The following is a 13,016-nucleotide window of genomic DNA, read 5'->3' as shown; positions in this document are numbered from 1 at the left end:
CACCTACGGCTTGAACGTGGGACGGTTCGGAAGCCCCCCGAGCGGCTCCCGAACCGTCCCGGCCGCCGGCTGCTCAGCCCGCGCTTTCGGCGTCAGGACGTGTGAACAAAGCCGCTGGTCGCATAGTCGCCAGCGTCGCATTGTGCCGTCGACGTGGGTCCGTACGACGTCCACGGTGCGGTGTAAGCCCGCCCGAACGCGGTGTACGACACCCCAGCGCTCACGTCCCAGCATGTCAGCCAGACGCTGTAGGCCGCGGAGGGGTACAACGAGCTACGCGTGCAACTCGCGCTGAGGTACGTCCAGGGGTTCAAATCCCTCAAGGTACGGCAGCTCGTCGAGAGCAGCGCCATATCGCTGCTGATCGTGGTAATGCTGCTGGTCCGGGTCGCCGGCTCGGTAGTTGCGGCCTCCGCACCAACGCCACGTTGGTCCGCCTGAGCTGGAGCTGCCAGGGCGGTCGCCATTGCCGCCAGCGCCACGCAGATCACGGTCATACGTCTTACGGATCGCACCATGGTTCTTCCTTCCGGTGGTTTTTCTTACCGACCGGGCACAGATGTTCGCGGTGGACTGTGCGCTCAATCGTCCTGCGATCCAGACGGTCACAGTCCGGCGGAATGCCGATCGCATTCTGCTTCCCTGCCCTCGTCATCACCGTAGAAGCCGCGGTGGTCGTCGCCCAGAGCCAATTCGCCGGCACCTTGACGGTGCCACTTAGGATCTCGGAACGTGGATGTGGCCGTGCGGCTGGACCGGAACGGGATCCTGGCGGGGCAGATCTACCGGCAGCTACGCGATGCTGTCCTGGACGGGCGGCTTCGCCCGGACGAGGCGCTGCCCTCCAGCCGGGATCTGGCCGAGCAGCTCCAGGTTTCGCGCAACACCGTGACGACCGCCTATGAGCGGCTGGTGGCCGAGGGCTATCTGACCGGGCGGCCGGGCTCCGGAACGTTCGTCAACGCCCTGCCCCTCGCAGAGCCGACCGCGCCCATGCTGCCGTCCGGACCTCTCACGCCGCGCGCCGTGTGGCCGTCGATCCCGGTGCCGCCCGATTTCGGCGACGCACCGGAGTTCGACTTCCGGGTCGGTGCGCCCGATACGCGGTTGTTCCCGTACGCGGCCTGGCGCCGGCTCCTGGGCAACCAGTTCCGGCCGACGGCCGTCGGCACCGGGATGCCTGTCGAGCCGGCCGGCCACTTCCGACTGCGTACCCTCATCGCCCGTCATCTGGGCACGGCCCGGAGCATCAGGGCGAATCCGCGGGATGTGCTGATGACCTGCGGCGTGCAGCAGGCGCTCGACCTGGTCGGGCGGGTGCTGCTCGAACCTGGCGCCACGGCGGCGATCGAGAATCCCGGCTATGAACCTGCGAAACTCGTATGGGAAGCCCAGGGCGTCCGGGTCACCGGCGTCCCGGTCGACGAGGAGGGCCTGATCGTCGACGCGCTGCCCGCGAACGCTCGGCTCGTCTATGTGACGCCGTCCCACCAGTACCCGACCGGCGTGGCGCTGTCGCTGCGGCGGCGCGTCGAGCTGCTCGCGTGGGCCCGGCGGCATGACGCGGCCATCGTCGAGGACGACTACGACAGCGAGTTCCGCTACACCAGACAGCAGCTGGAACCATTGCACAGCCTCGACCGCAGCGGCCGGGTCCTCTACGTCGGATCGTTCTCCAAGGTTCTGCTGCCCACGCTGCGACTGGGTTTCCTGATCCATCCGCCGTCGCTACGCCACGCCCTGCACGCCGCCAAATTCGTCACCGACTGGCACACCAACCTGCCCCTGCAGGCTGCCATGGCGGATTTCCTCGAGCAGGGCATGTTCACGCGGCACCTGCGGCGGGTCCGCCGGGTGTACCGGCAGCGCCACGAACGCATCGCGGCTGCGCTCGCCGGCCCGCTGTCGGCGTACCTCAGGGTCGTGCCGTCGGCGGCCGGCCTGCACCTGAGCGCGATGGTGCGGGGAGCCACCGCCGCCGATGCGCTCGTCCGGGCCCGGACTGCCGGCGTCGTCGTGGCGAGCTTTCCGGAAATCGCCGCCGCGGCACCCGATCCGCCGGGAGTGATCTTCGGGTACGGCATGATCGACGCGCACCGCATCGACGAAGGGATGGCCCGACTACATCACTGTTTGGCCGCCGGCTAGACCGCCGGCCGCGACCTCGCCCAGGCACAGGCACAGGTGTGACGCCGAGGCAGGCCCGATTGCGGGGTCGGTGACAGCGGCTCCGGCAACAGCGACCGCGAGCAGCAGCACGATCCAGAGCGGGACGGCGCCGACGTCGCGCGGTTCGGGTCAGGTGGAGCCGCGGACGACAAGCGTCGTCGGCAACACGGTCGGCTTGGGCGGGTCGTCGCCGCCGTGCAGCATGGCGACCAGCGCCTCGGCGGCGGCCGTGCCGAAGCCGGGCTTGTTCTGGGCGACGGTGCTGAGCCCGGGCGGGATCAGCGCGGCCACCTCGATGTCGTCGAAACCGACAATCGCGATGTCGTCGGGGATCCGTAGGCCGGCCGCCTGGGCCGCCCGCATCGCGCCGACAGCCATCTCGTCACCGGCGACGAACACTGCGGTGGGGCGGTCGTCGAGGGCGAGCAGCCGGTTCATCGCGGCGTGACCGCCGTCGAGATAGAAGTCTCCCTCGATGACGTGGCTGTCGGCGAGCGGCAGGCCGGCCCCGGCCAGCGCGGCCCGGAAGCCGACGAGCCGTTCGGCTCCCGGCCAGGTTCGCAGCGGGCCGGTGATGGTGGCGATGCGCCGGTGGCCGCGTTCGACGAGGTGGCGCACGGCGAGCGCCGCGCCGCCGGCATTGTCCGAGGTGATGTAGGTCGACGCCGGGCCGTCGACCCGCAGGTCGAGAGCGACGCACGGCACCTGGGCTTCGACGAGGGCGAGCACGGCTGGGTCCCGGGTGCCGTTGTCGATGATGACGGCGCCGTCGAGGTTGTGCTGGCGGACGGCGCGCACGTATCGCTGCCCGTCGTCGGGCCCCGCCGCGTCGTGGCCGGCGAGCATGAGCAGGTTCAGCCCGTGCGCGCTGAGCGCCGTCTTGAGCGCGACGAGGATCTCCTGCAGGAATGGGTGGCGCCATCCAGGGCGGCGATGGTCGGTGTCCCACACCAGGCCCACCATGTTGGATTTCTTCGTGGCGAGCGTCCGGGCCGACCCGTTCGGCAGGTAGCCGATCTCGGCGGCCAGGTCGAGGATGCGCTGGCGGGTGTGCTGGCTGACGACCTCGGGGGTGTTGAAGACGCGGGACACGGTGGCGACGGACACGCCGGAGCGGCGCGCCAACTCCCTGATAGTGGTCAATGTGGTGCCTTCTCTGTAACCGGTTTCACGACCGTAGCGCCAGCGATGTCCGCCGGTCAAGACGCATCGACCGTTACCGTTTTGTAACTTGACACCCCCTAGCCGAACCCGTTCACACTTCCCAGGAAAGGCGCTCACCGGCGGTCACCCGCAACCCGGCCGGCATCCGATCTTCATCCAATTCCACCCACCCCTACCACCATCGCTTCGCCGACAATGTAACCGGTTTCAGGTAACCGGTTACATCGCACGAAAGGGTTCCCTGGCATGCACCCAAACCGACTGTTGCGACTGGCGGCGGCCACCCTGGCCGCCGGAGTACTGCTGACCGCGTGTGGCACCGGCACTGACGGAGGCTCCGGCGGCGGCAACGAAAAGATCACCCTGAACGTCAACCTGTTCGGCAACTTCGGGTACCAGGACCTGTACGCCGAGTACCAGAAGTCGCATCCGAACATCACGATCCAGGAGCGCACGGCCGCCTACAACGACCATCATCGCGACCTGATCACCCACCTGGCCACCGGCTCCGGCGCGGGCGACATCGAGGGCGTCGACACGGGCTTCATCGCGCAGATGCGCGAGCGGGGCAACCTCTTCGTCGACCTGGGCAAGGACCGCCAGTCCGAGTACCTCGACTGGAAGTGGGCGGCGTCGCTGGCCAAGGACGGCACGCAGATCGGGTACGGCACCGACGTCGGCGGCCTGGCCATCTGCTATCGGCGTGACCTGTTCGAGAAGGCCGGCATGCCGTTCGACCGCGACCAGGTGTCGGCCGCCTGGGGCAGCGGCTGGGACCAGTACATCGAGTTCGGCAAGCGGTACGCGGCGAAGGCCCCGGCCGGCAGCGCCTTCTTCGATGGCGGAGGCCAACTGTTCAACGCCATCATCGGCCAGGCCCCGGTCGGGTACTACAACGAGGACAACGCCATCGTCGTGGGCACCAGCCCCGATGTCCGAAAGGCCTGGGACCTGACGGTGAAGGCGATCCAGAGCAACCTGTCGGCCAAGCTGATCGGCAGCTCGCAGGAGTGGAACAACGGCTTCGCGAAGGACCAGTTCGCCACCATCGCGTGCCCGGCCTGGATGATGACCAAGATCAAGGACCAGGCGAAGCACGCCGCCGGCAAGTGGGACGTGGCGAGCGTCCCGGGCGGCGGCGGCAACTGGGGCGGCTCGTACCTCACCGTTCCCAAGCAGGGCAAGCACATCGAGGAGGCCAAGAAGCTCGCGGCGTGGCTGACCGCCCCGGAACAGCAGGCCAAGGTGTTCACCGCGCGGGGCAACCTGCCGTCCATCCCGGCTCTGTACGACAAGCCCGACATTGCCCAGTACAAGGACGCCTTCTTCAACAACGCCCCGGTGGGCCAGCTCTTCACCACCGCGGCAAAGCAACTCAAGCCCCAGTACCAGGGCCCGCGAGCCGGAGACGTGCAGACCACCATCCGCGACGCCCTCGTCCGCATCGAACAGGGCAAGCAGAGCTCCGACGAGTCCTGGAAGCAGATGGTCAGCGACGTCGAGCGCCTCGCCAAGTAACTCGACCCGCGCCGCCGGCGGTCGCCCCTGACCGCCGGCGGCCCCCGGCGACGAAGGATCGACGATGGCCACCTACCTCCACCAGGCCCGGCGGGCCGGCCTGAGCCGGCTCGACACCAAGGGCTCGCCCTACCTCTACATCCTGCCGTTCTTCCTGCTGTTCGCCGCGTTCGGGCTGTTCCCGCTGCTGTACACGGCGTACGTCTCGTTCAATGACTGGGACCTGCTCGACTCCGGGTCGCACCGCTGGGTCGGCCTCGCGAACTACCGCGAGATGCTGCAGGACGCGTACTTCTGGAACGCCCTGGGCAACACACTCAGCATCTGGGTGCTGTCCACCGTGCCGCAACTGCTCGCCGCGCTCTGGATCGCCCACCTGCTCAACCACCGGCTGCGGGCCCGCACCGCGCTACGGATGGGCGTGCTGCTGCCCAACGTCACCTCGATCGTGGCGGTGACGATCGTCTTCACCCAGCTGTTCGGCCGCGACTTCGGCATGGTCAACTGGGCGCTCGGCCTCGTCGGCATCGGCCCGATCGACTGGCAGGCCAACACCTGGAGCTCCCACCTGGCCATCTCGTTCATCGTCGCCTGGCGGTGGACCGGCTACAACGCCCTCATCTACCTCGCCTCGATGCAGGCGATCCCGCACCACCTGTACGAGGCCGCCGACCTCGACGGTGCGTCGCAGGGTCAGCAGTTCAGGCGGATCACCGTCCCGATGCTGCGGCCGACGATCATCTTCACCACGGTGATCTCGACGATCGGCGGCCTGCAGATCATGGCCGAACCCCTGCTGTTCGCCAGCTCCCAGACGCCCACCGGCGGCTCCGACCGGCAGTTCCAGACCGTCGCCCTGTTCATGTACGAGCAGGGGTTCCGGGAGTTCCGCTTCGGCTACGCCTCGGCGGTCGCGTGGACGCTCTGTCTGGTCATCGCCATCTTCGCGATCATCAACTTCCTGCTCACCCGGCGCATCGCCAAGGACGAGGACTGAGGAGGATGCCGTGACCACCCTCGCGGACCCCACACAGACCGGCACCACACCCTCGCCGCCGCAACGCCGGTCCCACCGGCGCCGGAGCTTCGGGTATCCACGCAAGGGCTCGGTCTGGAGCTACGGCGCCCTGCTGGCGGTCGTGGCCGGGTCGGTCTTCCCGCTCTACTGGTCCATCGTCGTGTCCTCGCAGACCAGCGAAGCCGTCACGAAGGTGCCGCCGGCCCTGGTGCCCGGCGGGCACCTCTTCGACAACATCGCGCGCGTGTTCGACACGACCGACTTCGGCCGGGCCCTGGTGAACTCCTTCATCGTCAGCGGCTCGATCACCGTCTCCGTGGTGTTCTTCTCGACCCTGGCCGGGTTCGCCTTCGCCAAACTGCGGTTCCGAGGCCGAAAGGCGCTTCTCGTCGTGGCCATCGCGACCTCGATGGTGCCGCACCAGCTCGGCATCATCCCGCTGTACATCCTGATGGCCGACCTCGGCTGGACCGGGCGCCTCACCGCCGTGATCGTGCCTGGGCTGGTAACCGCGTTCGGCGTCTTCTTCATGACCCAGTACCTCGGCCGCGCCGTGCCCGACGAACTGCTGGAGGCCGGCCGCGTCGACGGCTCCAGCACGTTCGGCCTGTACTGGCACATCGTCCTGCCGGCGGCCCGCCCCGCCGCGGCGGTGCTCGGGCTGTTCACCTTCATGCAGGCGTGGAACGACTTCTTCTGGCCGCTGGTCGTGCTGCAGAACAACGCGACCGTGCAGGTGGCGCTCTCCGCACTGGCCAGCGGCTACACCACCGACTACACCCTGACGCTGACCGGCACGTTGCTCGCCACGCTGCCGATCCTCGTCGTCTTCATGCTCCTCGGCCGGCACCTCGTCGACGGCATCATGCAGGGGGCGGTGAAGGGATGACCACCACGTCCGAAGGCGCCGCCGCGCCCGCAGCCCGGCCGGACCTGCCCGAGCTGCCGGACCTGCCGGCCGGCTTCATCTGGGGCGCGGCCACAGCGGCGTACCAGATCGAGGGGGCGGTCGACGAGGACGGCCGCGGGCCGTCGATCTGGGACACCTTCTGCCGCCGCCCCGGTGCCGTCGACGACGGCACCTCCGGCTCGGTCGCCTGCGACAGCTACCACCGCTGGCGGGAGGACGTGGACCTGCTGGCCGGCCTCGGCGTGGATGCCTACCGTTTCTCGGTCGCCTGGCCACGGGTCATGCCGGCCGGGCGGGGCGCGGTGAACCGGCGGGGCCTCGACTACTACGACCGGCTCGTCGACGCCCTGTGCGGGCACGGCATCCGGCCGTTCGTCACGCTGTACCACTGGGATCTGCCCCAGGCGCTCGAGGACGAGGGTGGCTGGCGGGTACGGGACACCGCCGAGTGGTTCGCCGAGTACGCCGCCGCGGTGGCGGGCGTCCTCGGTGACCGGGTCCAGGACTGGATCACGCTGAACGAGCCGTACTGCTCGTCGATGGTCGGCTACGCGGAGGGCCGGCACGCTCCCGGCACCGCCGAAGGACATGGTGCTCTGGCCGCCGCCCACCACCTGCTGCTCGGGCACGGCAGGGCGGTCGCCGCAGTCCGGTCCGCCGCCGGCCCGCGGTCGCGCGTCGGCATCACGCTCAACCTCTCCCCCGCCGTGCCGGCCAGCGATACCGAGGCCGACCGGGCGGCGGCGGAACGGCAGGACCTCATGCTCAACCGGCAGTTCACGGATCCGGTGCTGGGCGGCGCGTACCCGCCCGGGTTCGAGCGGCTCTACGCCGGGGTGAGCGATCTGTCGTTTCGCCGGGACGGTGACCTGGCGGTGATCTCCACGCCGCTGGACTTCCTCGGTGTCAACTACTACTACCGGGTGCACGTCGCCGACGCCCCGTACGAGCAGCCCGACCCGGCGCTGCGCAGCGCGTTCGACATCGGGGTCCGGCAGCTACGGCCGGACGGGTTGCCCACCACCGACCTGGGCTGGCCGGTGGAGCCGCAAGGGCTGTTCGACACCCTGACCGGGCTCGCGGACCGTTACCCGGGCCTGCCTGCCGTGTACGTGACGGAAAACGGCTGCGCCGACCTGCGGGACGGACCCGAGCCGGACCCGGAACGGATCTCGTTCGTAGCCGGGCACCTGGCGGCGGCGGCCCGTGCGGCCGCCGTCGACGACCGGCTCGATCTGCGGGGGTACTTCTACTGGTCGCTCATCGACAACTTCGAGTGGGCCCGCGGGTACGGGCCCCGCTTCGGTCTGGCCCACGTCGACTACGGCACCGAATCCCGTACGCCCAAGGCCAGCTACCACTGGCTGCGTGACCGCTTGCGGGCGTGGCGGAAACGCACCTCCACCTGAAGCGCCGCCCGCGGCTTGTGGCCGGAACAAGCTCTTCGATCATGAAGGCGGGGCGTGGGCACCGGGTTCGCCTGGCGGGGCGTCGAGGGCCAGCCTCAGCGCCGCCTCGACCGGATAGACCGGGCAGTACAGCGGAGTGTCTGTGGCCGGCGGGGACGCGTCCTTCGCCTCGAACGCCTCGCGGGCCCGGCCGAGGTCCGCGAGCAGGTCGGCGACTGACGGCTCCTTCTTCGGCTCCGGGGGCGCCGCCTCGACGGGTGCCTCCGTCTTCGGCGCCGCAATTGAGACGCCGAGCGCCGCCGCGGCGGCGTTGAGCCCGTCCTTCGGCATCGCGGCGGCCAGCGCCGAGAGGCGGCCGACGGCCTGGTGGGCGTACGCGGCGTCGACCGGCACCGCCGGCAGCTCGAACCGGGTGCCGGTCTGAGCGCCGAACGGGGCGTCGCGGAACACCCGGTCGCGGTTCTCGGCGTCGACGAGCACGTGGCGGCCGTCGTGGAGGTCGGCGTACAGGTTGGCGGCGAGCACGTTCCCGTCGAGCAGCAGGTTCTGGCCGGGCACGGTCGCGCGGACGGCGATGCTGTCGGCGAAGGCGAGCACGTTGGCCTCGACCCGCATGACACCCCGGCCGGAGATGTCCAGCAGGCAGCCGGTCGTGGACTGCCCGGTCGAGGCCCGGCCGGTGGGGTCGGCGGCGAACAGGACCGTGTTGCCGCGGATGGCCCAGGGGCCCGCGCCCGGTGCCTGGATACGGACGGCGGTGCCGCTCGTGTTGACGACCACGTTGTTCTCGAACGTCCCGTACGCCGCGCTGAGCCGCACGGCGCAGTACGCCGCGTTGGCGAAGACGCAGTTGCGTACGGTGATGCCGCCGCTGCCGCCGCGCAGGTCGAGCAGCGCCGCCGACTGGGAATGGCCCGCGTCGAGGGCGCCGCTGTCGGCGTACGCGTTGTAGGTCGCCCCGTCGAACATGAACCCGTCGAGGATGAGGCCCTCCCCCGAGTCCTCGCCGGTGAGCACCGGATCGCCGAAGATGCCCTTCGCCTTGGTCTCCGGAGTGAGCACGAAGCGCACCGGGTGTCGCCAGGGGTCGCGCGCGGCGAACTCGGCGTCCCACCCGCCCAGCAGCGTCAGGTTGCGTACGGGGATGCGCCACGTGCCCGACCGCAGGCGGCTCGTGTACTCACCCGCGGCGACGAGGATGCGGTCGCCCTCGGCGGCCTTTTCGAGGGCCTGGAACGGGTCGCGGAACGGCGCCTCGCGGCTGCCGTCCCCGCCGGAGGATCCGGCCCGCACGAACCAGTCGCGCCCGGCCGGCCGGGGCGGCTCGGGGGCCGTGACGTCGAGCACGGGCGCGAGGGAGTCGAGGACGATGGTGGCGCTCTGACGCCCGCCGGGCGGCGTGAGGCGGTACGTGCCGCGGAGCAGGTACGTGGACTCGACGTCGAGGCCGCGCGAATACCGTACGGCCTCCTCAGTCTGGTGATGGACGAGGCCGTAGCGCGGGGCGAGCGCCCACCACGGGCTGTTGTCGGTGCCGGGCTCGTAGACGGCGACGCCGATGTGCGTCTCCGCGAGCTCGGGGAGGATCTGCGTGTTCTGGTCGAAGCCGACCCCGGCCCGCACCTGCACCGGGGCTCCGGCGAGCGCCGGGTCGGCCTCGTAGAGCCGCGCCCAGTCGACGGCCTGGTACGCCGGACCGGCCGGGAGCTCGGTGAACGGCTCCGGCGCCGCCAGGTCGGCGGGATGCGCGCCCGGCGCCGCGCCGACCGCGAGGGTGAGCACCTCGGCCGGGGCGAGCCGGCGCATGACGGGCCGCTGAACATCAAAGTCTGATGTGGACGGCAGCTCACCGAGGCCGGCCGATTCCCGCAGCGCGTTGAGGGCGGCGATCGGCGGGCGCTCGTACGTGACGGCGACGTCCACCGTGTACGTGTCGAGCCACGCCGCCGGGAGCCCGGTCAGCTGTGGGTCGCCGACGGTGTTGCCGGCCGCCGAGCGCAGGCCGACGTCTTCGAGCTCCGCGGCGTACTCCTCGGTGAGCTCGGCCTCCGCGCCCGGCACCCGGCTGCGCACGATGTCGCGCGGTGTGGCGAAGAACAGGTTACGGTCGATGGCGATCTGTCCGACGTCGCGCAGGCAGGCGATGGCCGCGTTGCCGCAGCCGACGAACACGTTGTCGGCGATCGCGGCAGCGCCGCCGACCCGTACGCCGACGGCCCGGTCGGCGCCGGAGCCGCGCGGCGGGTCGGAGTCGTCGTGGGCGAAGGCGAAGGTGTTGCGGCTTACCGCGGCCGGGGTCTCGGGGGCGCCGTCACGGACGGTGAGCAGGCTGAGGCCGACGCAGTTGACGACGATGTTGTTCTCGAAGACCGCGGAGTCGCCACCGAGCTCGACGCCGCCGGAGCTGCCGTTGGCGAAGCCGCAGTCGCGGACGGTGATGCGCTCGCCGCGCAGGCTCACCAGCGGGCCGTCCCCGTAGGAGGCGCGCCGCAGGCCGCCCTGCTCGTCGTAGTCGTCGCGCCCGGCCCCGTCGAAGAACAGCCCGTCCAGGACGAGGCCGTCGTGGCCGCCGATGCCCTGGAGCATGTTCGGCTCGTTCGGGACGCGCAGGCCGGCCTTTGCCGCGAAGACCGTCGGTGTCTGCCAGGGGGTACGGCGGGCGAAGTCGGGGCTGTATCCGCCGAGCACTGTCAGCTCGGGGGTGTCGACGACCCACGAGGAGCGCTCACCGCGCCCGGTATAGGTGCCCGCCGCGATGTGGATGCGGTCGCCGGGCGCAGCCTGCCGCAGGGCGAGCCACGGGTCGTGGAACGGCCGGGCCCGGGTGCCGTCTCCGACCGGGCCGCCAGCCGCGACGAAAAGGTCGGTCATGACTTCTTCACCTCGTCGTCGGCTTCCTCCGTCTTGTCCGCGAGCAGCTTGAAGCCCACCTTGACCGCGTCTCTGACCTGGGCGAACGCGGCGAGACCCGTCTGCTTGTAGGGTCCCTCGGCCAGGTCCCTGACGTATTCCTCCTCGGTCGCCAGCAGCGACTCCAGGGATGCCGAGGCCTTCGCCAGCTCCTCGTTGAACTTCGCCAGCGTGCCCGGATCATCGGTCAGCTGGGCGAAGGCGTTGGTGCTCTCCTCCACGAGCGTGGGGAAGAGCTCGTCGTAGAGCTTGCTGGACTGCTCCTTGGCCGCCTCGGCCCGCGTGTCGAGCCCTCGGTCGAGGACGTTCTCCTTCATCCAGTCCCAGTCGGTGGCCCGGTAGTCGCCGGACGCGCCGATGCCGCGCCAGTTCCCCGCCGCCTCGGCGCCGCGGGCGAAGAGCTTGTCGATCCAGTCCTCGTCGAGTTGTTCGCGGGCCGCGGTCAGCAGCTTGATGTTGTCGACCACCGTCTGCTTCGCGGCACGCTTCTGCTTGGCCGCCATGAGGTTCTCCGCGGTGAGCTTCTCGAAGTTCTTGATCGCCTCGTTGGCGGCCTCCTTGGACGACGGGTCCTTCATGAAGAGGACGATCAGGCGGGCGCCCGAGGTCGGGAGGTATTTGACGAGCAGGCTCTTGACCGTGTCCTGGATGGAGCCGAAGTTCTTGAGGAGCAGCTGCTCGACGATCGCGTCGTTGCTGCGCGCGTTCTTGAGGTCCTCCTCGCACTTCTTGATGAGCGCGAGGTCGGCCTCCAGGACCTTGCTCATCAGCGTGGCGACCTCGGGGACGTCGAGCCGGGCGACCTGCGCCCAGATCTTGCGCTCCCCGGCGAGGAAGTCACGCGGGCCGACCGCGGTCCACCGTTCGTCGACGGACATGGCGTTGGCCTGGCTGTCCTCCAGCACCGACCGGATGTCCGATTCGAGGCGCTCCATCAGCGCGTCGGCCTGCTCGCAGTTGGTCTCCCACCGGTCGGTCAGGCCGTCATAGCCCGGTTGCTCCAGCTTGGAGAGCATCTCCTCGAACAGCTTCTCCCGATCGGTGTCGAAGCGTTCCAGCAGATCCAAGACCTTGTCGAGGATGTCCTCCTCGAACCCCGTGGCGCGCATCCGCTGCTCAACGAGCTCGCGGGCGTCATCGACATCTTCCACACATTTCAGCGTAGGAGCCCTCGGTCACCCAAGGCAGTCGTGAACCCGATCCCTGCCAGATCAAGGATCCGACCTACGCCGCCGCTCGGTGAAGACTGACTCCGAAAGTCGTCGGCTCTTCGGGAGTGCACCATGTCATCCCTGTTCAGCGGACCGATACTTGGTGTTCGTATACGCGACCTTCGAGCAGGCCCAAGCGATCCTGCAGCGTCGGGGCCGAGGAGCCGGCGGACAACACGTCCGGCAGCGCACCCGCTACCCCTACGTGTTCCGCGGCCTCATCTACTGCGCAGCCTGCCACCGTCGCATGCAGGGCCAGTACAACCACGGCGACGCATACTACCGCTGACAAGGTCGATGTCTACCGGCAACTCGGCCTCCGACTGAACTACCAGCCAGAAACGCAAACGGTGCGCGCTGAAGTGGATCTCAACGCGCACCGTGGGGCAATGGTCGTGTCCGAGGGGGGAGCTAAACACAAATTTGCAGCACCCATGCTCAGCATGGGTGCTCATGCCGTGATTTTAGCAGTGTGGCATCAGAGAGAAGGGCGCGTCGATGGCAACCCCCGACGCGGCGCTGAATCTCGGCAAGGGTGGGTCATCGAGGGTGGCGAGTGACCATACGGTTCGCCCGCCAGAAAACCCTCATCGAACTGCCCAGCCCACCGGGCCCCGACGACCTCAACCCGCTGATCTGGCACGACGCGGCGCGGAGGTCCGCCACCAGCACCACCGCCGAGCTGCCGTCGTTACAGACGTCCGCGC

At 69.6% G+C, this 13,016-nt stretch carries 8 protein-coding genes; 5 read left to right on the top strand and 3 right to left on the bottom strand.

Annotated features, from left to right (window positions below):
• The first annotated feature begins 732 nt into the window (after window positions 1-732).
• Window positions 733-2,148, top strand: coding sequence for a PLP-dependent aminotransferase family protein (locus AB0D28_RS17010; RefSeq protein ID WP_357386648.1), 1,416 nt, complete (start codon window positions 733-735; stop codon window positions 2,146-2,148).
• Between the two features lie 150 nt (window positions 2,149-2,298).
• On the opposite strand, the gene AB0D28_RS17005 is transcribed toward AB0D28_RS17010, so the two are convergent.
• Complete coding sequence (locus tag AB0D28_RS17005; RefSeq protein WP_357386646.1) at window positions 2,299-3,312, bottom strand: LacI family DNA-binding transcriptional regulator; 1,014 nt, start codon at window positions 3,310-3,312, stop codon at window positions 2,299-2,301.
• Between the two features lie 267 nt (window positions 3,313-3,579).
• Between AB0D28_RS17005 and AB0D28_RS17000 the strand changes: the two genes are divergently transcribed.
• The 4 genes from AB0D28_RS17000 (at window position 3,580) to AB0D28_RS16985 (ending at window position 8,188) form a co-directional block, all read left to right on the top strand.
• Entirely contained in the window at window positions 3,580-4,851 is a 1,272-nt protein-coding gene (locus tag AB0D28_RS17000) for an ABC transporter substrate-binding protein (protein WP_357386644.1), read from the top strand.
• Between the two features lie 64 nt (window positions 4,852-4,915).
• A complete protein-coding gene (locus tag AB0D28_RS16995) occupies window positions 4,916-5,848 on the top strand; it encodes a sugar ABC transporter permease (RefSeq protein WP_357386642.1) in 933 nt (310 codons plus the stop codon).
• Window positions 5,849-5,978: 130 nt separating this feature from the next.
• Window positions 5,979-6,758 carry a carbohydrate ABC transporter permease gene (locus AB0D28_RS16990; RefSeq protein ID WP_357386747.1) on the top strand — a complete coding sequence of 260 codons (780 nt, stop codon included), beginning with the start codon at window positions 5,979-5,981 and terminating at the stop codon, window positions 6,756-6,758.
• Complete coding sequence (locus tag AB0D28_RS16985; RefSeq protein ID WP_357386640.1) at window positions 6,755-8,188, top strand: GH1 family beta-glucosidase; 1,434 nt, start codon at window positions 6,755-6,757, stop codon at window positions 8,186-8,188. The genes AB0D28_RS16990 and AB0D28_RS16985 overlap by 4 nt, the downstream gene beginning before the upstream one ends.
• A 39-nt stretch (window positions 8,189-8,227) precedes the next feature.
• On the opposite strand, the gene AB0D28_RS16980 is transcribed toward AB0D28_RS16985, so the two are convergent.
• On the bottom strand, window positions 8,228-11,059 hold the full coding sequence (locus AB0D28_RS16980) for a right-handed parallel beta-helix repeat-containing protein (RefSeq protein ID WP_357386638.1): 2,832 nt from the start codon (window positions 11,057-11,059) through the stop codon (window positions 8,228-8,230).
• Window positions 11,056-12,249: a hypothetical protein gene (locus tag AB0D28_RS16975; protein WP_357386636.1), complete on the bottom strand. Its 1,194-nt coding sequence runs from the start codon at window positions 12,247-12,249 to the stop codon at window positions 11,056-11,058. The genes AB0D28_RS16980 and AB0D28_RS16975 overlap by 4 nt, the downstream gene beginning before the upstream one ends.
• Window positions 12,250-13,016 lie beyond the last annotated feature (767 nt).

Origin of the sequence: Micromonospora sp. NPDC048169 (genome assembly GCF_040652815.1) — a bacterium.
GTDB lineage: Bacteria > Actinomycetota > Actinomycetes > Mycobacteriales > Micromonosporaceae > Micromonospora.
This window is presented reverse-complemented; position numbering and strand designations above follow the sequence as displayed.

What these genes read in the sequence shown, in the direction of transcription:
- AB0D28_RS17000 (WP_357386644.1), top strand. Translation starts at nt 3,580, where the DNA reads ATGCACCCAAACCGACTGTTGCGACTGGCGGCGGCCACCCTGGCCGCC.
- AB0D28_RS16995 (WP_357386642.1), top strand. Translation starts at nt 4,916, where the DNA reads ATGGCCACCTACCTCCACCAGGCCCGGCGGGCCGGCCTGAGCCGGCTC.
- AB0D28_RS16985 (WP_357386640.1), top strand. Translation starts at nt 6,755, where the DNA reads ATGACCACCACGTCCGAAGGCGCCGCCGCGCCCGCAGCCCGGCCGGAC.
- AB0D28_RS16980 (WP_357386638.1), bottom strand. Translation starts at nt 11,059, where the DNA reads ATGACCGACCTTTTCGTCGCGGCTGGCGGCCCGGTCGGAGACGGCACC.